21 protein-coding genes are annotated in these 23,838 nt (G+C 72.3%); 3 read left to right on the forward strand and 18 right to left on the reverse strand.

Annotated elements, in window-relative coordinates:
• Positions 1 to 136 precede the first annotated feature (136 nt).
• The 3 genes from IH61_RS0112990 (at position 137) to IH61_RS0113005 (ending at position 4,207) form a co-directional block, all read left to right on the forward strand.
• Entirely contained in the window at positions 137 to 1,981 is a 1,845-nt protein-coding gene (locus IH61_RS0112990; RefSeq protein ID WP_031069031.1) for a bifunctional metallophosphatase/5'-nucleotidase, read from the forward strand.
• Between the two features lie 321 nt (positions 1,982 to 2,302).
• Positions 2,303 to 3,229, forward strand: a complete 927-nt coding sequence (locus tag IH61_RS0113000; RefSeq protein WP_031069033.1) for an NADP-dependent oxidoreductase — start codon at positions 2,303 to 2,305, stop codon at positions 3,227 to 3,229.
• A gap of 42 nt (positions 3,230 to 3,271) precedes the next feature.
• Entirely contained in the window at positions 3,272 to 4,207 is a 936-nt protein-coding gene (locus IH61_RS0113005) for an AraC family transcriptional regulator (RefSeq protein ID WP_031069042.1), read from the forward strand.
• Between the two features lie 44 nt (positions 4,208 to 4,251).
• Here IH61_RS0113005 and IH61_RS0113010 read toward each other — a convergent pair whose 3' ends face one another.
• The 18 genes from IH61_RS0113010 to hisI form a co-directional block, all read right to left on the reverse strand.
• Entirely contained in the window at positions 4,252 to 5,118 is an 867-nt protein-coding gene (locus tag IH61_RS0113010) for a helix-turn-helix domain-containing protein (protein ID WP_031069043.1), read from the reverse strand.
• A gap of 353 nt (positions 5,119 to 5,471) precedes the next feature.
• The gene (locus IH61_RS0113015; protein ID WP_031069046.1) at positions 5,472 to 6,932 is read right to left on the reverse strand and encodes a glutamate synthase subunit beta; all 1,461 of its coding nucleotides are present in this window, start codon (positions 6,930 to 6,932) and stop codon (positions 5,472 to 5,474) included.
• Positions 6,925 to 11,526, reverse strand: coding sequence for a glutamate synthase large subunit (gltB, locus tag IH61_RS0113020; RefSeq protein ID WP_031069048.1), 4,602 nt, complete (start codon positions 11,524 to 11,526; stop codon positions 6,925 to 6,927). The genes IH61_RS0113015 and gltB overlap by 8 nt, the downstream gene beginning before the upstream one ends.
• A gap of 419 nt (positions 11,527 to 11,945) precedes the next feature.
• Positions 11,946 to 12,683: a VIT1/CCC1 transporter family protein gene (locus IH61_RS0113025; protein WP_031069050.1), complete on the reverse strand. Its 738-nt coding sequence runs from the start codon at positions 12,681 to 12,683 to the stop codon at positions 11,946 to 11,948.
• A gap of 148 nt (positions 12,684 to 12,831) precedes the next feature.
• Positions 12,832 to 13,869, reverse strand: a complete 1,038-nt coding sequence (gene lgt, locus IH61_RS0113030; RefSeq protein WP_037972518.1) for a prolipoprotein diacylglyceryl transferase — start codon at positions 13,867 to 13,869, stop codon at positions 12,832 to 12,834.
• A 155-nt stretch (positions 13,870 to 14,024) separates the two neighbouring features.
• On the reverse strand, positions 14,025 to 14,888 hold the full coding sequence (locus IH61_RS0113035; protein WP_031069053.1) for a DsbA family protein: 864 nt from the start codon (positions 14,886 to 14,888) through the stop codon (positions 14,025 to 14,027).
• Positions 14,889 to 14,959: 71 nt separating this feature from the next.
• Positions 14,960 to 15,511 carry a MauE/DoxX family redox-associated membrane protein gene (locus IH61_RS0113040; protein WP_234327162.1) on the reverse strand — a complete coding sequence of 184 codons (552 nt, stop codon included), beginning with the start codon at positions 15,509 to 15,511 and terminating at the stop codon, positions 14,960 to 14,962.
• 120 nt (positions 15,512 to 15,631) lie between these two features.
• Positions 15,632 to 15,877: a hypothetical protein gene (locus tag IH61_RS0113045; protein ID WP_158844954.1), complete on the reverse strand. Its 246-nt coding sequence runs from the start codon at positions 15,875 to 15,877 to the stop codon at positions 15,632 to 15,634.
• 212 nt (positions 15,878 to 16,089) lie between these two features.
• Entirely contained in the window at positions 16,090 to 16,899 is an 810-nt protein-coding gene (gene trpA / locus IH61_RS0113050) for a tryptophan synthase subunit alpha (RefSeq protein ID WP_031069060.1), read from the reverse strand.
• Between the two features lie 2 nt (positions 16,900 to 16,901).
• Complete coding sequence (gene trpB / locus IH61_RS0113055) at positions 16,902 to 18,164, reverse strand: tryptophan synthase subunit beta (RefSeq protein ID WP_031069061.1); 1,263 nt, start codon at positions 18,162 to 18,164, stop codon at positions 16,902 to 16,904.
• A gap of 49 nt (positions 18,165 to 18,213) precedes the next feature.
• Positions 18,214 to 18,363: a tryptophan biosynthesis modulator TrpM gene (trpM, locus tag IH61_RS47730; RefSeq protein ID WP_199823309.1), complete on the reverse strand. Its 150-nt coding sequence runs from the start codon at positions 18,361 to 18,363 to the stop codon at positions 18,214 to 18,216.
• Between the two features lie 10 nt (positions 18,364 to 18,373).
• The gene (trpC, locus tag IH61_RS0113060; protein ID WP_031069063.1) at positions 18,374 to 19,180 is read right to left on the reverse strand and encodes an indole-3-glycerol phosphate synthase TrpC; all 807 of its coding nucleotides are present in this window, start codon (positions 19,178 to 19,180) and stop codon (positions 18,374 to 18,376) included.
• Between the two features lie 262 nt (positions 19,181 to 19,442).
• Positions 19,443 to 19,883, reverse strand: a complete 441-nt coding sequence (locus IH61_RS0113065; protein ID WP_031069065.1) for a DUF2752 domain-containing protein — start codon at positions 19,881 to 19,883, stop codon at positions 19,443 to 19,445.
• An 87-nt stretch (positions 19,884 to 19,970) separates the two neighbouring features.
• Positions 19,971 to 20,240, reverse strand: a complete 270-nt coding sequence (locus tag IH61_RS0113070; RefSeq protein ID WP_031069068.1) for an HGxxPAAW family protein — start codon at positions 20,238 to 20,240, stop codon at positions 19,971 to 19,973.
• 217 nt (positions 20,241 to 20,457) lie between these two features.
• Positions 20,458 to 21,048, reverse strand: coding sequence for a TIGR02234 family membrane protein (locus IH61_RS0113075; RefSeq protein ID WP_031069070.1), 591 nt, complete (start codon positions 21,046 to 21,048; stop codon positions 20,458 to 20,460).
• Between the two features lie 26 nt (positions 21,049 to 21,074).
• Positions 21,075 to 21,545 carry a Uma2 family endonuclease gene (locus tag IH61_RS42850; protein ID WP_031069072.1) on the reverse strand — a complete coding sequence of 157 codons (471 nt, stop codon included), beginning with the start codon at positions 21,543 to 21,545 and terminating at the stop codon, positions 21,075 to 21,077.
• 56 nt (positions 21,546 to 21,601) lie between these two features.
• Positions 21,602 to 23,122 (reverse strand): anthranilate synthase component I, encoded by a 1,521-nt coding sequence (locus IH61_RS0113085; RefSeq protein ID WP_031069074.1) that lies wholly within the window; start codon positions 23,120 to 23,122, stop codon positions 21,602 to 21,604.
• Between the two features lie 29 nt (positions 23,123 to 23,151).
• Positions 23,152 to 23,526: a phosphoribosyl-AMP cyclohydrolase gene (hisI, locus tag IH61_RS0113090; protein ID WP_031069077.1), complete on the reverse strand. Its 375-nt coding sequence runs from the start codon at positions 23,524 to 23,526 to the stop codon at positions 23,152 to 23,154.
• Between the last annotated feature and the right edge of the window lie 312 nt (positions 23,527 to 23,838).

Consider the following 23,838-nt stretch of genomic DNA (forward strand, 5'->3'; position numbering starts at 1 on the left):
GCCCGGCCCACACGGCAGACTTCCACCCGCGCCCCTTTTCTACGCGCGTCAACGCGCGTGGGCGCACCACGATCACTTTCATCGGCACATCAGTTGACGGTTCGTTCACCGTCGGTCCCACCCGGGAGATTCATCCATGTCCCTCAACCGCCGTGACTTCGTCACCCGGTCCGCCGCCACCGCCGCCGGCGCCGCCCTGGCCGGCGGGGCCGTCGTCGCCGCCGCCGCTCCCGCCGTGGCCGCCGAGCCGAGCACGGCGGCCAAGGGCGCCAAGGACGACAAGAAGCAGCAGGGCCGCAAGCAGTCCTTCACCGTCATGGGCACCACCGACCTCCACGGCCGGGTGCTCAACTGGGACTACTTCACCGACGCCGAGTACGTCGACAAGGCCCACAACGCGGTCGGCCTCGCCAAGATCTCGACCCTGGCCAACCAGGTCCGCGAGGACAAGGGCTGGGACCGCTGCCTGCTGATCGACTCCGGCGACATCATCCAGGGCACCCAGCTGACGTACTACTACGCCCGGGTCGAGCCGATCGCCACCGACGCGGACACCGTGCCTGACCACCCGATGGCCGTCGCCATGAACCTCATGGGCTACGACGCCGCCGCGCTCGGCAACCACGAGTTCAACTACGGCATCCCGACCGTGAAGGCGTTCGAGGACCAGTGCGAGTTCCCGCTGCTGGGCGCCAACGCCCTGCACGCGAAGAACGAGAAGCCGGCCTTCAAGCCGTACGTGATCAAGGAGATCTGGCTGGACGAGGACAAGCCGCTCAGGGTCGGCATCCTCGGCCTCACCAACCCGGGCATCGCGATCTGGGACAAGGCCAACGTCAGCGGCAAGATGGTCTTCCCCGGCATCGTCGAGACCGCCGCGAAGTACGTGCCCCGGATGAAGGCCGCCGGCGCGGACGTCATCGTCGTCTCCGCCCACTCGGGCATCGACGAGCCCACCACCTACGGCGACCAGCTGCCCTGGCCCGAGGACGCCTCCGGTGAGATGGCCGAGACCGTCGCGGACATCGACGCGGTGCTCGTCGGCCACACCCACAAGGAGGTGGCGCAGCGCCTGATCGTCAACAAGAAGACCGGCAGGACGGTCGTCCTGTCCGAGCCGCTGTGCTGGGGCCAGCGCCTGAGCTGCTTCGACTTCGAGGTGGAGTTCGTCGGCGGCCACTGGAAGGTCTCCTCGGTCTCCTCCCGGGTGCTGAACTCCAACACGGTGCCGGAGAACCCGGAGATCACCAACGCGCTGATCGGCCAGCACAAGAAGGTCGTGGCGTACGTCAACCAGAACATCGGCACCAGCAAGATCGAGCTGTCGATCGCGGAGTCCCGCTTCAAGGCGACCCCGATCATCGACCTCATCGGCAAGGTCCAGGCCGACGCGGTGAAGGCGGCCCTGGCGGGCGGGCAGTACGCCAACCTGCCGGTGCTGGCCCAGGCCGCGCCGTTCAACCGCACCGCGGTGATCCCCTCGGGCCAGGTCAAGCTGCGTGACGCGGCGGGTCTGTACATCTACGAGAACACCCTGGAGGCCCGCGTCCTGACGGGCGCCCAGCTCAAGGACTACCTGGAGTTCTCGGCGAAGTACTACAACCAGCTCGCCCCGGGCGCCCCGGTCGACAAGGACGCCCTGACCGGCGCCGAGACCACCCCGGACTACAACTACGACTCGCTCTACGGCCTGAGCTACGACATCGACATCTCCCAGCCCAAGGGCCAGCGGATCGTCAACCTGTCGTTCCAGGGCAAGCCGATCGACCCGGCCGCCGAGTTCGTCCTCGCGGTCAACAACTACCGCGCCAACGGCGGCGGCAACTTCCCCCACGTGGCGAAGGCCAAGCTGGTCTGGTCGAACTCCGACGAGATCCGCAACACCATGATCGCCTGGGTGAAGGCCAAGGGCGTCATCGACCCCGCCGACTTCTTCACCAACTCCTGGCGCCTCGTCCGCGCCGGCCAGCCGGTGTTCTAGTCACCCCCGAACACCCCTGAGGCGCCGCCGGGACCCGACCCGGCGGCGCCTCGTCGCGTCCGGGCCGCGTGAAACGATGACACCGTGACCGATCAGGCCCACCGGCAGTGGGAGGGCAGGTTCGGCGAGCGCGTGCCGACCCCGCCCCCTTCGACTTCGAGCTCGCCACCGACGCCCTCGTCCGCTACTCCGCCTGAGACGCTCGCCGGGCGAGACGATGGGACATCTTCCGGAGACTGGAGGATATTCATCCGCTCGTCCTTCCTCCCTAACGTTGGATCCATCGCAAACGACGAAGCGACGAGACGAGGGAGGGACGCGATGCGTGCCATCGTGCAGAAGGAGTTCGGCGGACCCGAGGTGCTGGAGGTCGCCGAGGTGGAGCGGCCGAAGCCGCTGAGCGGTGAGGTACTGGTGCGGGTGAGGGCGGCCGGGGTGAATCCGGTGGACGTGGCGGTGCGGTCGGGGGCGTTTCCGCTGCTGGGGGAGCCGGAGTTCACGGTGGGGTGGGACGTGTCGGGCGTGGTCGAGGAGGCCGGGCCGGGGGCGCGGTACCGGGTGGGCGAGGAGGTGTACGGGATGCCGTTCTTCCCGCGGGCGGCCGGTGGGTACGCCGAGTACGTGGCCGCGCCCTCGCGCCAACTGGCCCGCAAGCCCGCCTCGTTGGACCATGTGCAGGCCGCCGCGCTGCCGCTCGCCGCGCTGACCGCCTGGCAGGGCCTGGTGGACCTGGCGAACATCGGCGAGGGTGACCGGGTACTGGTCCACCGCGCGGCGGGCGGCGTCGGCCACCTCGCCGTGCAGATCGCCAAGTCCCGTGGCGCGTACGTGATCGCGCTGGCGAGCGAGCCCAAGCACGCCTTCCTGCGGGAGCTGGGCGCCGACGAGGTGATCGACTACCGCACCACGGACTACACCGAGGCGGTCAAGGACGTCGACGTCGTCTTCGACTCCTCCTCCTCGGGCACCCGCTCACTCGAGGTCCTCAAGCCGGGCGGCGTGCTGGTGAGCATCATGGAGCACTGGAACCAGGAGCTCGCCGCCGCGGTCGAGGCCGCCGGCCGGCGCTTCGCGGGCGTCTCCGTCGAGCCGGACTACGCCTCCCTGGAGGCCGTCGCCGCGCTCGTCGACAGCGGCGCGATCCGCCCGCACGTGTCCGCGACCTTCCCCCTGGCCGAGGCCGGGCGGGCCCACGAGCTGGTCGGCTCGGGTACCGTCCAGGGCAAGGTCGTCCTGACCATCGACTGATCGACTGACCGGCTGATCGACTAGCGGCGGAAGGCGCGGGAGTTGGACATCCTGAGCGAGGCGCTCGCCTCGATGCGCACGGCGCACCCGTCCTCCGTCCGCACGGAGGGCAGCGCGCCGTGGTCCCTGCGCCTGCCCCCGGTGCTGGGGGCCGGGTTCCACGTGGTGCTGTACGGCACCTGCTGGCTGCTCCCGGCCCCCGGGGCCACCTGGCAGCCGGTGGCACTCAGCCAGGGCGACGTGGTGTTCCTGCGCGACGGCGGCGGCCACGTCCTGGCGGACCACCCGGACACCCCGCCGGTGGACGCCCTGGCCTGCCGGGTGGACGCGGGCCTGCCGATCGGCACACTCGGCCTCGGTGGCGGCGGCGCCCGCGCCAGCCTGCTGTGCGGCAACTACCACCTGGACCAGGGCCGCCCGCACCCGATGGTCGGCCAGCTCCCGGCACTGATCCACCTGGAGACCCGGCACGGCCGCCACCCCGAACTGGCCTCCGCCGTCCAGCTGTTGGGCGCGGAGCTGGAGAACCCGAGGATCGGTTCGGCGGGCATCGTCCCGGCCCTGATCGACGCGCTGCTGCTGTACATCCTGCGCGCCTGGGTCGAGGACCGGCCCGCCGCGACGGCCGTCGGCTGGGCGGCCGCGCTGCGGGACTCGGCGGTGGCCCCGGCGCTGTCGGCGATCCACGAGTCCCCGGCCGTGCCGTGGACGGTGGAGTCGCTGGCGGGCCGGGCGGGCCTGTCCCGGGCGGCCTTCGCCCGCCGCTTCACCTCGATGGTGGGCGAGCCGCCGATGGCGTACCTGACCCGCTGGCGGATGACCACCGCCGCCCGGCTGCTGCGCGAGTCGGAGGCGCCGCTGACGGCGGTGGCGGCGAGGACGGGGTACGGATCGGAGTACGCCTTCGCGAAGGCGTTCAAGCGGGAGTTCGGCCAGGCCCCGGGCGGCTACCGCCGCGAGGCCCGCACCGCCGCCTGAGCACCGCGGCCTGAGCACCGTCGCCTGAGCCCTGCGGAAACCCGTCACAGCTCCTTGCGCACCGTGTGCAGCAGGTCCCGGCTCATCTCGGGGCTGAGGCTGTCGGCGAGCAGGTTGTCCATGGCGTGCCGGTACTCGGTGACCTCGGCGGGCTTGTCGAGGTAGAGCGCGGTGGTGAACTGCTCCAGGTAGACGACGTCGGCGAGGTCGGGTTCGGCGAAGCCGAGGAGGGTGAACGCGCCGACCTCGGCGCTGAGCCCGGCGGAGCCGAAGGGCATCACCTGGAGCCGGACGTTGGGCAGCTCGGCGATGTCGAGGAGGCGCTCGATCTGGGCGCTCATCAGCTCGGGCCCGCCCCAGGGGCGGCGCAGCGCGGCCTCGTCGAGGACGGCGACGAGCCGGGGCGCGTGGTCGCAGGTGAGCAGGGCCTGGCGCTTGAGCCGCAGTTCGACGCGGCGCTCGATCTCCTCGGGTTCGGTGACGTGGCCGCCGGCGGTGATGACGGCGCGGGCGTACTCGGCGGTCTGGAGGAGGCCGTGGACGAACTGGACCTCGTAGCTCTGGATCTCGGAGACGGCCTCTTCCAGCCCGACGTAGTTCTGGAACCAGGCGGGCAGCACGTCGCCGTACTCGTGCCACCAGGAGGTGGCGTTGGCGTCGCGCACGAGTCCGAGGACGGTGGCGCGCTCGTGCTCGGTCTCGACGCCGTAGAGGGTGAGCAGGTCGGCGACGTCGCGCTCCTTGAAGCCGACGCGGCCCAGTTCCATCCTGCTGATCTTGGATTCGGAGGCCCGGATCGAGTATCCGGCCTCCTCGCGACTGACTCCTCTGGCCTCGCGGAGCTTGCGCAGCTGGGTGCCGAGCAACAGGCGCCGTACGGTCGCGCCTGCGCCTGCCTGAGTGGTGCCCATCGAACTCAACCTCCGCACTCGCGCAGCCCCCCGGCCGTCGGCGGCAGTCTGCCACCTGGCACCGACGAACGACAGCCCGTTCGGCGCCGACTGGCCGAGTCACGTAGGAAAGGTGTCCACGGTAGCGCCAACCCCTGAAAGTTCCCTGAGAGTTGGGGCACATTCGGGTACGGCGAACACCACGGGAACACCAAGGGAACGCGTCGGCGCCCGCCCTCCAACTGGTCGGGGAAGAGGGCAGGCGCCAGGAGACCGCGTTGGCCCGGCGACTCTGACGGGGGCAGCGGGTTGAGCTCCCGGCGATGCGGCGCCGGGGGTTCGGGGTGTGGGCCGGTCGGAGCGTCCGGGGCCCGTCAGACCACCAGGGGGCGGTCGGTGGGCCGGATCGGCGCGGGAAGCGGGGTCTTGCCGCCGAGGTACTTGTCCACCGCCGCGGCGGCCGAACGGCCCTCCGCGATGGCCCAGACGATCAGCGACTGGCCACGGCCGGCGTCTCCGCAGACGTACACGCCATCGACATTGGTGGCGAACCGGCCGTCGCGGCCAATGTTACCGCGCGCGTCGAGGTCCACTCCCAGCTGCTCCACCAGGCCGTTCCTCACGTCCGTGCCGGTGAAGCCCATGGCCAGGGTGACGAGCTGCGCGGGGATGGCCCGCTCGGTGCCGGGCACCTGCTCGAAGCGGCCGTCCTTGAACTCGACCTCGACGAGGTGCAGCTCCTGGACGTTGCCGTCCTCGTCGCCGGAGAAGTGGGTGGTGGAGACGGAGTAGATCCGCTCGCCGCCCTCCTCGTGCGCGGAGGTGACCTTGTACGTCATCGGCATGGTGGGCCAGGGCTGGTTGCCGGGGCGCTCCTCGCCGGGCCGGGGCATGATCTCCAGCTGGGTGACGGAGGCGGCGCCCTGGCGGTGGGCGGTGCCGACGCAGTCCGCGCCGGTGTCGCCGCCGCCGATGACCACGACGTGCTTGCCCTTGGCGCTGATCGGGGACTCGACGAAGTCGCCCTCCTGCACCTTGTTGGCCAGCGGCAGGTACTCCATGGCCTGGTGGACGCCCTTGAGCTCGCGTCCGGGCACCGGCAGGTCGCGGGCGGTGGTGGCGCCGGCGGCGACGACGACGGCGTCGAAGCGCTCGCGCAGCTGCTGGCCGGTGATGTCCTCGCCGACGTGCACGCCGGTGCGGAAGCGGGTGCCCTCGGCGCGCATCTGCTCGACGCGGCGGTTGATGTGCCGCTTCTCCATCTTGAACTCGGGGATGCCGTAGCGCAGCAGCCCGCCGATGCGGTCGGCGCGCTCGTACACCACCACGGTGTGCCCGGCCCGGGTGAGCTGCTGGGCGGCGGCGAGGCCGGCGGGGCCGGAGCCGACGACGGCGACGGTCTTGCCGGAGAGGCGCTCGGGCACCTGCGCGGTGACCCCGCCGCGGTCCCACGCCTTGTCGATGATGGTGACCTCGACGTTCTTGATGGTCACCGCGTCCTGGTTGATGCCGAGGACGCACGCGGACTCGCAGGGCGCCGGGCACAGCCGCCCGGTGAACTCCGGGAAGTTGTTGGTGGCGTGGAGGCGCTCGATGGCCCCGGTGAAGTCCTCGCGGTAGGCGAGGTCGTTCCACTCGGGGATGAGGTTCCCCAGCGGGCAGCCGTTGTGGCAGAACGGGATGCCGCAGTCCATGCAGCGGCCGGCCTGCTCGGTGATGATCGGCAGGAGGCTGCGCTCGACGTAGACCTCGTTCCAGTCCTTGAGCCGGACGTCGACCGGGCGGCGCTGGGCCAGCTGCTTGGGCGTGGTCAGGAAGCCCTTGGGGTCAGCCATTTGCCGCCTCCATCATCTTCGCGGTGGTCTCGGCCTCGGAGAGGCCGTCGCGCTCGGCGGCCTCCTTGGCGGCGAGCACGGCCTTGTAGTCGGTCGGCATGATCTTGGAGAAGCGGGAGACCCCGCTGCCCCAGTCGGCCAGGAGTTCGGCGGCGACGGTGGAGCCGGTCTCCTCGTAGTGCTGCTGCACGGTCTCGCGCAGCCAGTCACGGTCGGCGGCGGTGGGGGCCTCGATGCCCACCTGGCCCTCGTTGACGTTGGCGGGGCGCAGGTCGAGGACGTACGCGACGCCGCCGGACATGCCGGCCGCGAGGTTGCGTCCGGTCTCGCCGAGGATGACGACCCGGCCGCCGGTCATGTACTCCAGGCCGTGGTCGCCGACGCCCTCGACGACGAGGGTGGCGCCGGAGTTGCGGACGGCGAAGCGCTCACCGGCCTTGCCGCGCAGGTGGATCCGGCCCGAGGTGGCGCCGTAGCCGATGGTGTTGCCGGCGATGACGTGGTTCTGGGCGTCGTTGCCGATGGCCGCGGCCTCGCGGGCCGGGCGCACGATCACCACGCCGCCGGAGAGGCCCTTGCCGACGTAGTCGTTGGCGTCGCCCTCCAGGCGCAGGGTGATGCCGCGCGGCACGAAGGCGCCGAAGGACTGCCCGGCGGAGCCGGTGAAGGTGACGTCGATGGTCCCCTCCGGCAGGCCCTCGCCCCGGTACCGCTTGGTGACCTGGTGGCCGAGCATGGTGCCGACGGTGCGGTTGACGTTGCGGATCGGCAGCTGGATGCGCACGGCCTCGCCGCGCTCCAGGGCGTCCTCGGCGAGCTCGATGAGCTGGTTGTCCAGGGCCTTGTCGAGCGAGTGGTCCTGGCTGGTGGTGCGGTGGCGGGCGGCGCCCTCGGGCAGGGCCGGCACGTGGAAGAGCGGGGCCAGGTCGAGGCCGGCGGCCTTCCAGTGGTCGATCGCGGCGCGGGCGTCGATGTGCTCGGCGTGGCCGACGGCCTCCTCGATCGAGCGGAAGCCCAGGGAGGCCAGGATCTCCCGGACCTCCTCGGCGATGAACTCGAAGAAGTTGACGACGAACTCGGGCTTGCCGGAGAAGCGCTCGCGCAGCACCGGGTTCTGGGTGGCGACGCCGACGGGGCAGGTGTCCAGGTGGCAGACGCGCATCATGATGCAGCCGGAGACGACGAGCGGCGCGGTGGCGAAGCCGAACTCCTCGGCGCCGAGCAGCGCGGCGATGACCACGTCGCGGCCGGTCTTGAGCTGGCCGTCGGTCTGGACGACGATGCGGTCGCGCAGCCCGTTGAGCAGCAGGGTCTGCTGGGTCTCGGCGAGGCCGAGCTCCCAGGGGCCGCCCGCGTGCTTGAGCGAGGTGAGCGGGGAGGCGCCGGTGCCGCCGTCGTGTCCGGAGACGAGGACGACGTCGGCGTGGGCCTTGGAGACGCCCGCCGCGACCGTGCCGACGCCGACCTCGGAGACCAGCTTCACGTGGATGCGGGCCGCCGGGTTGGCGTTCTTGAGGTCGTGGATGAGCTGGGCGAGGTCCTCGATGGAGTAGATGTCGTGGTGCGGCGGCGGGGAGATCAGGCCGACGCCCGGGGTGGAGTGCCGGGTCCGGGCGACCCACGGGTAGACCTTGTGGCCGGGCAGCTGGCCGCCCTCGCCGGGCTTGGCGCCCTGGGCCATCTTGATCTGGATGTCGTCGGCGTTGACGAGGTACTCGGAGGTGACGCCGAAGCGGCCGGAGGCGACCTGCTTGATCGCCGAGCGGCGCTCGGGGTCGTACAGGCGGTCCGGGTCCTCGCCGCCCTCGCCGGTGTTGGACTTGCCGCCGAGGCGGTTCATCGCGATGGCGAGGGTCTCGTGGGCCTCGCGGGAGATGGAGCCGTAGGACATGGCGCCGGTGGAGAAGCGCTTGACGATCTCGGAGACCGGCTCGACCTCCTCGACGGGGATCGGCTCGCGGCTGAGGCCGTCCAGCTGGAACAGGCCGCGCAGCGTCATCAGGCGCTCGGACTGCTCGTTCACCCGGTCGGTGTACTGCTTGAAGATGTCGTACCGGCGGTTGCGGGTGGAGTGCTGGAGCCGGAAGACGGTGTCCGGGTCGAACAGGTGCGGCTCGCCCTCGCGGCGCCACTGGTACTCGCCGCCGATCTCCAGGGCGCGGTGCGCGGCGGGGATGCCGGAGGCCGGGTACGCCTTGGCGTGGCGGGCGGCGGTCTCGCGGGCGATCTCCTCCAGGCCGATGCCGCCGAGCTTGGTGGTGGTGCCGGCGAAGTAGCCGTCGACCAGGTCCTGGGAGAGGCCGATGGCCTCGAAGACCTGGGCGCCGCGGTAGGAGGCGACGGTGGAGATGCCCATCTTGGACATGACCTTGAGCACGCCCTTGCCGAGCGCCTTGATCAGGTTCTTGATGGCCTTCTCGGGCTCGACGCCCTCGATGAACACCCCCTGGGCGACGAGGTCCTCGACGGACTCCATCGCCAGGTACGGGTTGACGGCGCCTGCGCCGTAGCCGATCAGCAGCGCGACGTGGTGCACCTCGCGGACGTCGCCGGCCTCGACCAGCAGCGACACCTGGGTGCGCTGCTTGGTGCGGATGAGGTGGTGGTGGACGGCGGAGGTGAGCAGCAGCGAGGGGATCGGGGCGTGCTCGGCGTCGGAGTGCCGGTCGGAGAGCACGATGATCCGGGTGCCGTCGGCGATGGCGGCGTCGGCCTCGGCGGCGATCTCGGCCAGGCGGGAGGCCAGGCCCTCGCCGCCGGAGGCGACCCGGTACAGGCCGGAGAGGGTGACGGCCTTGAGGCCGGGCTGGTCGCCGTCGTGGTTGATGTGGACGAGCTTGGCCAGCTCGTCGTTGTCGATCACCGGGAAGGTGATGCCGACGGAGCGGCAGGCGGCGGACTCGGCGGCCAGCAGGTTGCCCTCGGGGCCGAGGTTGGACAGCAGCGAGGTGACGAGCTCCTCGCGGATGGCGTCCAGCGGCGGGTTGGTGACCTGCGCGAAGAGCTGCACGAAGTAGTCGAACAGCAGGCGCGGCTTCTCGCTGAGCGCGGCGATCGGCGAGTCGGTGCCCATCGAGCCGAGGGCCTCGCCGCCGGTGCGGGCCATCGGCGCGAGGATGACGCGCAGCTCCTCCTCGGTGTAGCCGAAGGTCTGCTGGCGGCGGGTGACGGAGGCGTGGGTGTGGGCGATGTGCTCGCGCTCGGGCAGCTTGGCGAGCTGGATCTGCCCGGCGGCGACCCACTCCGCGTACGGGTGCTCGGCGGCGAGGGCGGACTTGATCTCCTCGTCCTCGACGATGCGGCCCTCGGCGGTGTCGACGAGGAACATCCGGCCGGGCTGGAGGCGGCCCTTCTTGGTGATCTTCTCCTGGTCGAGGTCGAGCACGCCGACCTCGGAGGAGAGGACGACGAGGCCGTCCTCGGTGATCCAGTAGCGGGCGGGGCGCAGGCCGTTGCGGTCGAGGACGGCGCCGACCTGGGTGCCGTCGGTGAAGGTGACGCAGGCCGGGCCGTCCCAGGGCTCCATCAGGTTGGAGTGGTACTGGTAGAAGGCGCGGCGGGCCGGGTCCATGGTGGCGTGGTTCTCCCACGCCTCCGGGATCATCATCAGCACCGAGTGCGGCAGCGAGCGGCCGCCGAGGTGGAGCAGCTCCAGGACCTCGTCGAAGGAGGCGGAGTCGGAGTGGTCCGGGGTGCAGATCGGGAAGATCCGGGACAGGCCCTGCCCGTTCTTGTTGGCCGGGATGAGGTCGGTGGCGAGCTGGGACTCGCGGGCGCGCATCCAGTTGCGGTTGCCCTTGACCGTGTTGATCTCGCCGTTGTGGGCGACGAAGCGGTACGGGTGGGCGAGCGGCCAGCTCGGGAAGGTGTTGGTGGAGAAGCGCGAGTGCACCAGGCCGATGGCGGAGGCGTAGGTGCGGTCCGACAGGTCGGGGAAGAAGGGCTCCAGCTGGCCGGTGGTCAGCATGCCCTTGTAGACGATGGTGCGCGCGGACAGCGAGGGGAAGTACACCCCGGCCTCGCGCTCGGCCCGCTTGCGGACGACGAAGGCGACGCGGTCCAGCTCGATGCCGGCCAGGCCGTCCCGGCTGACGAAGACCTGCCGGAAGCGGGGCATCACGCTTCGGGCGGTGGCGCCGAGCAGGTCCGGGGTGACCGGGACGTCGCGCCAGCCGAGGACGGTGAGGTCCTCCTCGGCCGCGATGGCCTCGATCTTCGCGACGGCGGCGGCGTCGGCCGCGTCCTCGTCGGGCAGGAAGGCGATGCCGACGGCGTAGGAGCCGGCCGCCGGGAGCTCGAAGGCGGCCTTCCCGCGCAGGAAGGCGTCCGGGATCTGGGTGAGGATGCCCGCGCCGTCGCCGGAGTCGGGCTCGGCGCCGGTGGCGCCGCGGTGCTCCAGGTTGCGCAGGACGGTCAGCGCCTGCTCGACGACGGTGTGGTCGGCGGTGCCGGTCAGCGTGGCGACGAAACCGACGCCACAGGCGTCGTGCTCGTTTCGCGGGTCGTACAGGCCCTGAGCAGCAGGTCGCGCATCCGGCACGAGCGCGTAGGGCCGGCGCGCGGCGCCGTCCCGGTGCTCGTTGGCGGAGTGCATGGATGCAGACAGCATCGGCTCTCCCGTCGTCGTCTTTCGGCAAGTTGGTGCAAGTAGGGACGACGTTGGCCCTGATGCGATGGTGCGGTGTCGTGCGAGTTACATGATGCCCACGATCCCGAGAAGCGGAATATCCCGTCCACATGGCGGACGGACGCGCAGGTCAGGGAGGGTGCGAAGAGGACGTGCCACAGTGCACGCCTCGACGATTGTGCCCAACCGCCCACCGCCTGAAACAGGGGTGAAACCGGAACGCAACCGGAGTGGATCAACGGCGCCTGCGAATCCATCCCCGGGGCCTCGCGACGGTTGCGAATCACCGGCCCGGCGGCCCGGATGATGAGACAATGCCGGGCACTCCGCGGCGCCCGTGTGTGGAACGTCACGCATTGCCCGGCATAGTCATGCAGAGGTCCGGATCATCCCACGTGCCCGCCGATGAGCCATCCCAGCAGGTACGTGACCCCGGCGGCGGCCGCGCCCAGCACCAGCTGCCGCGTCCCGCTGAACCACCAGCTGCGGGCCGTCACCCGGGCCACCACCGCGCCGCAGGCGAACAGGCCGAGCGCGGCCAGGACCAGGGCGGGCAGCAGGGTGGTCGCGCCGAGCAGGTACGGCAGCAGCGGCAGCAGCGCGCCGAGCGCGAAGCACAGGAAGGAGGAGGAGGCGGCGACCAGCGGCGAGGGCAGGTCGTTGGGGTCGATGCCCAGCTCCTCGCGGGCGTGCACCTCCAGCGCCGACTCCGGGTCGGCGGACAGCTGCCGCGCCACCTCGTGGGCCAGCTCCGGCTCCACCCCGCGCGCGATGTACACCTGCGCCAGCTCGGCCAGCTCCCCCTGCGGGTTGCGGCTCAGCTCCAGCCGTTCGGCCTCGATCTCGGCCTGCACCAGCTCGCTCTGGGAGGCCACCGAGGTGTACTCCCCCGCCGCCATCGAGCAGGCGCCCGCCACCAGGCCCGCCAGGCCCGTCAGGATCACCGTGCCGTTGGAGGCCGCGCCGCCGACCACACCGGTCATCAGCGCGAAGTTCGACACCAGCCCGTCCACGGCGCCGAACACCGCCGGCCGCAGCCAGCCTCCGTTGACGTCCCGGTGGTGGTCGGCCGCGGGTATCCGGGGGTGCTGTTCGGCCTCGTGTTCCAGGGTGGTCGCGCTCACGGTGTTTCCCCTCCGTCTTCGATTCGTCCGGACCGACCGTAGCCCCTCTGACCTGGGCACTTCCAGCAAAGTAAGGCTGTCCGAACAGCAGTGAGGCCACCCTTCGCACTCCTTGCGAAGGGTGGCCTCGATTGCGGGGATTCCCAGGTCAGATCGGGTTCTCGACGGCCTTGCCGGTCTTCTCGGCCTTCTCGACGGGCTTGTCCTCGGCCTTGTCCTCGCCCTTTTCCGCGGCCTTTTCCTCGGCCTTGCCCTTGACGGGCTTGTCCTCGGGGGCCTTCGCGGGGGCCTTCGCGGCGGTCTTCTCCGCGCTCTCGGCCTTCGCCGCCTCCGCGTGCGCCGCCGCCTCCGCGTTCGCCGCCGGGTCGATGCTCGCCGGGTCCTCCCGGCCGGGGCGCTTCTTCCCCACGATCACCAGGTACGCCACCGCGCCCAGGAACACGGCGATCGAGACCCAGTCGTTGAGCCGCAGCCCGAAGTAGACGTGCGCCTCGTCGATCCGCAGCCACTCCGTCCAGAAGCGGCCCACCGTGTACGCGGCCACGTACAGCGCGAACGCCCGCCCGTGGCCGAGCTTCCAGCGCCGGTCCGCCCAGATCACCAGCAGCGCGACGCCGACGCACCAGAGCGACTCGTACAGGAAGGTCGGGTGGAAGACGCCCTTGACGACCTCGCCGCTGGGGAGGGTCTTGTCGATCTCCAGGCCCCAGGGCAGGGTGGTCGACTTCCCGTACAGCTCCTGGTTGAAGTAGTTGCCCCAGCGGCCGAGCGCCTGCGCGAGCGCGATGCCCGGCGCGATGGCGTCGGCGTACGCGGGCAGCGGGACTCCCCGGCGGCGGGCGCCGATCCAGGCGCCGACCGCGCCCAGCGCGATCGCGCCCCAGATGCCGAGGCCGCCCTCCCAGATCTTGAGGGCGTCCCAGGGGTTCTTCCCCTCGGCGAAGTACAGCCGGCCGCCGTCGGTGATCACGTGGTAGAGCCGGCCGCCGACCAGGCCGAACGGCACGGCCCAGACGGCGATGTCACCGACGGTGTGCTTGCCACCGCCCCGGGCGACCCAGCGCTTGCTGCCGAGCCAGACGGCCGCGACGACACCGAGGATGATGCAGAAGGCGTAGGCGCGCAGCGGGATCGGTCCGAGGTAGAGGACGCCCCGCGACGGGCTGGGAATGTAGGCGATATCCATGGCGGTTCCGACGCTACAGGGTCCCCGGGCCGTGCCGGACACCCCAGGGGTCACAGAACTCGAACAACCGGCGCCGCCGCCCCCTCCGGACGGGGAGGGGACGGCGGCGCGGTCCGGTCGGCGCCCGGCAGGATCCGAGAGGGAGGGCCTTGTGGTCAGCCGGCGGTCGGGGAGGGGTTGTTGGCCTCGGAGGCGGCGCTGGTGGGCGCCGGGGTCTGGCCGTGCGAGCCGGGCGTGCCGAGCTGCTTGCCCTGGTTGGCGGCGTCCACCCACTTCGCCAGGTTCGCCGGGGTGATCTCGTCGTTGCCGTTCTTGGGGTAGATCGGCTGGCCGTTGAGCAGCACGGTCGGGGTCGACTTGTAGCTGGACTTGTCGAAGTCCTGCTGCACGGCGGACACCCATCCGCCGTACTTCCTGTCGTTGACGCACGCCTGGAACTCCGGGGTGTCCAGCCCGTTGACCTGCTTGGCCAGGCCGAGGAGGACGGCCTTGTCGCCGAAGGCGTCGTTGGTCTCCTCCGGCTGGTTGCGGTAGATCACGTCGTGGAAGTCCCGGAAGTGCCCGGCGTCCTGGGCGCAGGCGAGCGCGTTGGCGCCGATCTTGGAGCCCTTGCCGGGGACGGCCCGGTCGATGAACGAGACCAGGTGGTAGTTGGTGTAGATCTTCCCGGCGTCCTCCAACTGGTCGATGGTGGAGGAGAATTCGCGCTCGAAGATGCCGCAGGCGGGGCAGCGCGGGTCCTCGTAGACGGTGAGGACGGCGGGCGCGTTGCTCGCCCCGACGGGGATGACGAGGTTCTTGTCGCCGATCGTGCCGGCCGGGGCGGCGGTCGGGGTCTCGGGCTTGGAGCGCTGGTTCTGCACCACCACGCCGGTGACCACGGCGGCGGCGATGACGGCGAGGACGGCGCCGCCGACGATCAGCTTCTTCTTTCGCCTGGACGCGGCCTCCTCGGCCGCCCGCTGCTCCTGCATCCGCTCGCGGGCGGTGCGCTTGCCTTCTTGGTTCTTGTCACTCATTGCCTTGACATCCACGGTCGGGAGGGCCTTCGTCGGGTGGGGCGGGGAAGGTGGGGTCGTGCGGGCGCGGGTCAGCTCGCCAGCCAGCCGTCCGCGGAGAGGCGGGTGCGGGGCCGCCACAGCAGCCATCCGGCGAGGAGCAGGAAGCCGGTGTCGCGCAGGATCTCCTGGAGGTACTTCGTCTGGGACTCGTCGACGTGTCCGCCGCCGCCGAAGCAGCCGCAGTCGATGGAGATGCCGCGGGCCCAGGCGGAGGCGATCCCGGCGATGAAGGCGAGCAGCAGCACCGCGGAGACGGCTGCGACGATCCGCACGCCCAGGCCGATCACCAGCAGCAGGGCGAGGGCCAGCTCCAGGAAGGGCAGGCCGTAGCCGACCGGCTTGACCAGGCCCTCGGGCAGGATCTCGAAGGCCCGTACGGCCTGGGCGGCCTCGGCCGGGTCGGCGATCTTGGCCAGTCCGGCCCAGCCCCAGACGACGGCGAGGCCCAGCCGGACGGCGAGGCCGAGCCAGCGGCTCCACTCCTGGTCCGCCCGCCACCGCGCGGCCGGCGGGGGTGCCGCGTCGTCGCGCTCTGCTGCCGGGCCGGCCATCAGGGAACCCCCCTCGGGATACTCGTTCACGTGCTGGTGAACCGTAGGGGATGAAGGGCGGTTCCTCCGTTTTCGGGAATTCCGCCGTACGGGTGACGGTTCATGACGATGCGTCCGAATCCTGCGAACGCCCGTTCCCCCGGGCCTGTGCTACCGGCAGGAGGGGGGCCGCGCGGTGTCCAGCAGGTCGGCGCGGCTCTCGTGGTGCGGGTGCGCGGCCCGGTCGGCGGCGTCCCAGCGGGCCGCCTCGGCGCAGGCCACCGCGTCCCGCTCGGCCCGTTCGGCGGCCCGCTTGGCCAGTGCGTTCCCCACCTCGGTGTGCGCCCCGACCGCCGCCCCGAGGGCCAGCGCGGCGGCGGCCGCCCGCAGCATCACGGCCCGATGCCAACCCGCCACCGGCTCGCCCCTTCCGCTCGCCCACCGGGCCTCACGCCCGTCGTTCGTGCACTCGTCCCTCCACTCAACGCCGGTCAACCCCGGCTGATGCGTGTCCCCGCCGCTCTTCACCCGTTCGGGGCCCCCGCCCGCCTTGACGACGGCGTGTCACAACGCCGACGGCCCGCCGCTTCGCGGGGAAGCGGCGGGCCGTACGGAACGGGAACGGGGGGTCAGCTCCGGCGCACCCCGGCGGCCAGCTCGCCGGCCAGGGCCCGGACGGAGTCGAGCGCCGCGGCCTCGTCCCCGTCCGCCGCGAGGATCCGCTTCACGAAGGCCGAGCCGACGATCACGCCGTCCGCGAACCGGGCGACCTCGGCGGCCTGCACGGCGTCGGAGACGCCCAGGCCCACGCAGACCGGCAGGTCGGTGACGGCCCGGGTCCGGGCGACGAGGTCCTCGGCCAGCGAGCCGACCGCGCTGCGGGTGCCGGTGACGCCCATGACCGCGGCCGCGTACACGAAGCCGCTGCCCGCCGCCGTGACCTCCGCCAGGCGCGCGTCCCTGCTGCTGGGGGCGACCACGAACACGGTGTCCAGCCCGTGCTCGCCCGCCGCCTTGCGCCACTCCTCGGACTCCTCCACCGGGAGGTCCGGCAGGATGCAACCCGCGCCGCCCGCGGCGGCCAGGTCGGCGGCGAAGCGCGCCACGCCGTAGCGGTCGACCGGGTTCCAGTACGTCATGACCAGCACCGCCGCCTCGGGGTGCGCCTCGGCGACCTCCTGGACGGTGCGCAGCACGTCCTTGATCCTCACGCCGCCGCGCAGGGCGATGTCGTCGGCGGTCTGGATGACGGCGCCGTCCAAGACAGGGTCGGAGTGCGGCAGGCCGACCTCGACGATGTCGCAGCCGCCCTCGAGCAGCGCCTTGACCGCCCGGATGCCGCCGTCCACGGTCGGGAAGCCGGCCGGCAGGTAGCCGATCATGGCGGCGCGGTTGTCGGCCTTGGCGGCGGCCAGCGCCGCGCTGAGCTTGGAAGCCATGGTCACTTACCCCCGTCGGCCGCGTCGCCGGCCTGCTCGTCGTACAGGCCGAAGTACTCGGCCGCGGTGTGCATGTCCTTGTCGCCGCGTCCGGAGAGGGAGACCAGGATGGTGGCCTCCGGTCCGAGTTCGCGGCCGAGCTCCAGGGCGCCGGCCAGCGCGTGGGCGCTCTCGATGGCCGGGATGATGCCCTCGGTGCGGGAGAGCAGCCGCAGGGCCTGCATGGCGGCGTCGTCGGTCACCGGGCGGTACTCGGCCCGGCCGGTGTCCTTGAGCCAGGCGTGCTCGGGGCCGACGCCGGGGTAGTCCAGGCCCGCCGAGATGGAGTGCGACTCGATGGTCTGCCCGTCCTCGTCCTGGAGGACGTAGGTGCGGGAGCCGTGCAGCACGCCCGGGTCGCCCTTGGTGAGGGTGGCGGCGTGCTTGGGCGTGTCGGCGCCCTCGCCGGCGGCCTCGCAGCCGATCAGCCGCACCCCGGCGTCGGGGATGAACTCGTGGAAGATGCCCATCGCGTTGGAACCGCCGCCGACGCAGGCGACGACGGCATCGGGCAGCCGCCCGGTGCGGTCGAGGACCTGCTGGCGTGCCTCGACGCCGATGACGCGGTGGAAGTCGCGGACCATCATCGGGAAGGGGTGCGGCCCGGCGACGGTGCCGAAGAGGTAGTGGGTGGAGTCGACGTTGGCGACCCAGTCGCGGAACGCCTCGTTGATGGCGTCCTTGAGGGTGCGGCTGCCGGACTTGACGGCCACGACCTCGGCGCCGAGCATCCGCATCCGGGCGACGTTGAGCGCCTGGCGCTCGGTGTCGACCTCGCCCATGTAGATGGTGCAGTCGAAGCCGAACAGGGCGCAGGCGGTGGCGGTGGCCACGCCGTGCTGGCCGGCGCCGGTCTCGGCGATGATGCGGGTCTTGCCCATGCGCCTGGTGAGCAGCGCCTGGCCCAGCACGTTGTTGATCTTGTGCGAGCCGGTGTGGTTGAGGTCCTCGCGCTTGAGCAGGACGCGCGCGCCGCCCGCCTCGGCGGAGAAGCGGTGCACGTCGGTCAGCGGGCTCGGGCGGCCGGTGTAGTCCTTCAGCAGGCCGTCGAGCTCGGCGGCGAAGGCCGGGTCGTTCTTGGCCTTCTCGTACTCCTCGGCGACCTGTTCCACGGCGGCGACCAGCGCCTCGGGGATGAAGCGCCCGCCGTACGCGCCGAAGTAGCCGCGGGCGTCCGGCACCTGGGCGCCGGGCAGGTAGTCCTTCTCGTGGTCCTTCTCGGACATGGTGGAGTTCCCTAGGGGTCGGATGACGGTGACGTCGTCTCGGCTGTGCTCAGCCGTGCGTCACACGCCATCGCCCTCCCGGTACCTGTCCGGGTTCGCAGCCGATGACGTAGCGCACCCGCCGCCCCAGCACCCGGCGCGCGGGCGCGCGGCAGCCGCGCGGGCGGCAGCCGGGGGCGAGGCGGGTGGCGATCTTCATCGGGGCGGCTTCAGTCCTTGTGCCGGATGGCCGGGTGGGCGCCCGCGGCGACCAGGTCGGCGACGGCGGCGCGCGGGTCCTTGCCCGTCACCAGGGACTCGCCGACCAGCACCGCGTCGGCGCCCAGGTTGGCGTAGGAGATGACGTCCAGGGGGCCGCGCACGCCGGACTCGGCGATCTTGACGATGCCGTCCGGGATGGCGTGGACGACGTTGCCGAAGGTGTTGCGGTCGACCTCCAGCGTCCTGAGGTTGCGCGCGTTGACGCCGATGATCCGGGCGCCGGCGTCCACCGCGCGCGCGATCTCCTCCTCGTCGTGCACCTCGACCAGCGGGGTGAGGCCGATCGACTCGGCGCGCTCGATCAGCGACACCAGGGCCGGCTGCTCGAGGGCGGCGACGATCAGCAGCGCGAGGTCGGCGCCGTGGGCGCGGGCCTCCCACAGCTGGTACGCGGTGACGATGAAGTCCTTGCGCAGCAGCGGGGTGTCCACCGCGGCGCGGACGGCGTCCAGGTCGGCGAGCGAGCCGCCGAAGCGGCGCTGCTCGGTCAGGACGCTGATCGCGGCGGCGCCGCCGGCCGCGTAGTCGCTCGCCAGGGCGGCCGGGTCGGCGATCGAGGCGAGGGCGCCCTTGGACGGGCTGGAGCGCTTCACCTCGCAGATCACCCGGACCCCGTCGCCCTTGAGCGCGGCGACGCCGTCCTTGGCGTCCGGGGCCTTGGCGGCCCGTTCCTTGAGCTCGTCCAGGGAGACCCGGGCCTGTCGCTCGGCGAGGTCCTCACGGACCCCTTCGATGATCGTGTCGAGCACACTCACTCGGGAGCCCCCATCGTTTCTGTCGGTTCGCCAGCGGGAGCCGGTACGGGCAGGGCCCACCGGCACATTCGATGGTATCGGCCCGAGGGGGCGCGGGGAGCATCCGCCCGGCGCGCGTCTCGCGGAGCGGACGCCCGGCACGGGGGCTCCCATCTGCGCGTTCACCGGATTCGCGGCGCTGCGCGGGCCCCTCTGGCAACAAGTGGACTGGCAGCAAGCGGACGGCTCGGACCAGGCTCGGACCAATGATTGGGGCCAGGGCTCAGATCAGGGGCGGGGCCAGTCCGGCGCCGACCGGCAGGTTGCGAACCGCCGTGAACACCAGCACCAGCAGGGCGATCAGCACCCATCGGCGGGCCCCCACGGCGACCCTCGGCGGCGGCCCGCCGGTCAGCGCCGCCCAGGCCCAGCGCAGCCACAGCACGGCCAGCACGGCGAGCAGCAGGACGGCGACGGCGTTGTCGTGGAGCGCGGTGGTGAGGTCCCCGTGGGTCAGCGCGTGGACGCAGCGCAGGCCCCCGCAGCCGGGGCACCACCAGCCGGTGGCCGCGAGGAAGGGGCAGTCCGGGTAGTGCCCGGGGCTGTTGGGGTCCACCGACGCGATGTACGCGCTCGGGGCGGCCACCGCCGCCAGCGCGGCCAGCGGCGGGCCCAGCCGGCGCAGCACGGGCGGCGGGGCGGAGGCGGTGGGGGCGGCGTTCACGCCCCGATTCTGCCCGCGCCGGGCCCGGACACGACGAAACGGCGGGCGCGCCGCGCCCGCCGTTCAGTCGTGCGAAAAGTCCGTGCGTCAGGCGGTGACGGCGGCGGCGGTGCGAGAAGCCTGGGCCGCGGTCTGCTCGTCGGTCGACTTGTAGACGTTGGTGCTGGGCTGCTTGCCCATGCCGGCCATCGACATGGCCTTGCCGACGATCCCGCCGAGCAGGACGACCGCCAGGCCGGCCCAGACCAGCAGCACGGACGGCAGGATCATGGCGACACCCGCGACGCCGAAGCCGATGAAGGTGATGACCACGCCGGTCCAGGCGGCGGGGTTGTGGCCGTGTGCAGCTGCTGCCATCGGTGATGCTCCTTGGCTCTCGGGGCCCGGCCGGGCCTGCGGGGCCGCCGGCGGGTTGACGGGTTCCATTGTGCCGGTCCACACAGCGGGGCCCCAAAGCGGGTGGCGGGTCTATCGCGTCACACGTGGCCTGCTCAGCCGGTGGCCGGTGCCGCTCAGCCGGTGACCGGGTCCGCCCGGACGGCCGTCGGGCCGCTCGGACGGTGGCCGGATCCGCTCAGACGGTGGTCGGGTCCTCGCCCCGGTCCAGGGCCTTCCACAGGTCGGCGGGCGTGTCCGCCTTCGCCGGGCCCTTGCGGGTGGGCGCCTCGTAGCGGCTGCCCATCGCGGGCCAGCCCCGGCCGTACCGGAGGGTGAGCAGCCCGGCCACGGCCAGCAGCAGGCCCCCGACGACGGCGAGCCAGGGCCAGGCGCCGTGGGTGACCTCGGTGGCGGTGGAGCCGGCCAGGGCGAGCTTGCGGGCGGCCTCGGTGTCCAGCGCGTCGGTGTCCCCGGCCCCGGCGACGGCCGCGGCGGCGGCGCCGAGCCCGGCCAGCAGGGTGAGCGCGCCGACCGCCAGCCGTCCGGCGCCGCGCACCGCGAAGACGGCGACGGCCGCGGCCAGGCCCACCAGGGCCAGGCCGCCGGGCAGTTCGGAGATCGTGGAGCCGGTGACGGAGACGTCCAGGCTGCCGGCCCTGCCCTCGGCCCAGACCTTGCCGGCCGCGGTCAGCACCAGGACGGCGGCCAGGACGGTCAGCAGCAGCATCACGGCGAGCGTGCGGCGGCTGGGGGCTGCGGAGGCGGGGGTGGGGCTCTGGTCGGTCACCCGTCCACTATCCCCCGGGTTACGCCTCAGACCGTACCCGGGGTGGGCTTCTCCCTCGGGAACCCGTCGGTCTCCAGCACGAGCGTCCGTTCGCCGAGCGGCAGGAACAGGTCGTTGCCGTACGGCACCCGTTCGGCCTCGCGGTACACCCCTTCGGGCGAGGGCGCGGTGTGCACGGTGCACGCCGCCGCCACCGGGTCGACCACCACGTACAGCGGCACGCCGCTGTACGCGTACGCCCGTCCGGCCTCCGCCTGGCCCGGGCGGGCCAGCTCCAGGACGGCCTGCACGTCGGCGGCCGTGTACCGGCCGCGGGCGTTGTGGGCGGCGCCCGGCGCGATCACCACCAGATCGGGGGCGATCGGGCCGGGCACGGCCGGGAGGTCGATCAGGACCTGGGAGAGCACCCGCCCGTGCCCGCCCAGTTCGTCCCTGATCCGGACGGCGGCGGCGAGCACGAACTCCCACCGCCGTTCGTCGTGCGGCACCTCGCTCATCCCGGCCGCCTTCCTGGGGTTCCTCGGGTGGCGCGGCGTGTCTCGCGGATCACGCCCTAGAGTTCCGGCGTCCGCAGCGTATTGGCGGTGGCGACGGCGCGCAGCACGGCGGCGGCCTTGTTGCGGCACTCGGTGTCCTCGCCGTGCGGGTCCGAGTCGGCGACGACCCCGGCGCCGGCCTGCACGTAGGCGGTGCCGTCGCGCAGCACGGCGGTGCGGATGGCGATCGCGGTGTCGGAGTCCCCGGCGAAGTCGAGGTAGCCGACGCAGCCGCCGTACAGGCCCCGCCTGGTCGGCTCCAGCTCCTCGATGATGCGCATCGCCCGGGGCTTGGGCGCGCCGGAGAGGGTGCCGGCGGGGAAGCAGGCGGTCAGCACGTCGAAGGCCGTACGGCCCGGGGCGACCTTGCCGGTGACCGTCGAGACGATGTGCATCACGTGGCTGTAGCGCTCGATCTGCATGAAGTCGACGACCTCGACGCTGCCCGGCTCGCAGACCCGGCCGAGGTCGTTGCGGCCCAGGTCGACGAGCATCAGGTGCTCGGCGCGCTCCTTGGGGTCGGCGAGCAGCTCGGCGGCGAGGGCCGCGTCCTCGTGCGGGGTGGCGCCGCGGTGGCGGGTGCCGGCGATCGGGTGCACCATCGCCTCGCCCTCGGTGACCTTGACCAGCGCCTCCGGGCTGGAGCCGACCACGTCGAAGCCGCCCTCGGCCGTGCCGTCCGGGCCGGGGAAGCGGAACAGGTACATGTACGGGCTGGGGTTGGTGGTGCGCAGCACCCGGTAGACGTCCAGCGCGGAGGCCGGGCAGGGGGCCTCGAAGCGCTGCGAGGGCACGACCTGGAAGGCTTCGCCGGCGCGGATGCGCTCCTTGATCTCCTCCACGGCCGCCCGGTACGGCTCGCCGCCGAAGGGCGAGCGCACCTCGCCGGGGCCGGCCGGGGTGAAGGTGGCCAGGCCCGGGTCGACGGGCTTGAAGAGGTCGGCCTCCATCGCGTCGAGCCGGGCGACGGCGTCGGCGTGGGCCTCCTCGGCGCCGCTGGCCAGGTCGTTGTGGTTGACGGCGTTGGCGATCAGCAGGACGGTGCCGTCGGCGTGGTCGAGGACGGCGAGGTCGGTGGCGAGCAGCAGGGTCAGCTCGGGCAGGCCCAGGTCGTCCGGGTTGAGGTCGGGCAGCTTCTCCAGGCGGCGGACGATGTCGTAGCCGAGGTAGCCGACCAGGCCGCCGGTCAGCGGGGGCAGGCCGTCGTCGGTGTGCCGCGGGGTGTGCAGGGCCGTGAGGGCGGCGCGCAGCACCTCCAGCGGGTCGCCGGTGGTGGGGATGCCGACCGGCGGGGTGCCGAGCCAGCGGGCGTCGCCGTCCGGGCCGACGGTGAGGGTGGCGGCGCTGCGCACGCCGACGAAGGAGTAGCGCGACCAGCTGCGGCCCTGCTCGGCGGACTCCAGCAGGAAGGTGCCCGGGCGCTCGGCGGCGAGGCTGCGGTAGAGGCCGATCGGGGTGAGGCCGTCCGCGAGGAGCCTGCGGGTGACCGGGATGACCCGGGTGTCGACGGCGAGTTTGCGGAAGGCTTCGAGATCCATGCTGGGCGGCACCTTTTGGAGTTGCGGGTTCAGGACAGTGGAAGCAGAACGTCGGCGTCGAAGCAGGTGCGCTCGCCGGTGTGGCAGGCCGCGCCGGACTGGTCGACCTTGACGAGGAGGGTGTCGCCGTCGCAGTCCAGGGCCACGGACTTGACCGCCTGGACGTGGCCGGAGGTGTCGCCCTTGACCCAGTACTCGCTGCGGCTGCGGCTCCAGTAGGTGCAGCGGCCGGTGGTCAGGGTGCGGTGCAGGGCCTCGTCGTCCATCCAGCCGAGCATCAGCACCTCGCCGGTGTCGAACTGCTGGGCGACGGCGGGCAGCAGACCGTCCTCGGTGCGCTTGAGGCGCGCGGCGATCTCGGGGTCCAGGGCGGTGCTGCCCGGGGCGGCTGGTGTGGTGCGCATGATGCCATTGTGTCAGTCCGGCTGCGGGGGCCGTCCTGCCTCCCCGTCACTCCCGCATCGCTCTCCCGTCGCTCGCCCGCCGACGAGTTCGCCCAACCGCCTGCCGGGGGGCTCCGGTTTGGGCCATCCTCATGGCCATGACCTCCGAGCAGCAGCCCTCGTCCCCCGATTCCCGGCCGGGCCGGGGCCTGGTCCTCACCGTCTCGGCCGTCCTCGTCCTGCTGCTCGCGGTGGTCGGCACCGTGCTGCTGTGGCCCGAGGACGGGAAGAAGCCGGCGGCCGCCCCTCCCCCACCTCCCCCTCCAACCGGCT

Origin of the sequence: Streptomyces sp. NRRL WC-3742, from assembly GCF_000720635.1 — a bacterium.
Classification (GTDB): domain Bacteria; phylum Actinomycetota; class Actinomycetes; order Streptomycetales; family Streptomycetaceae; genus Kitasatospora.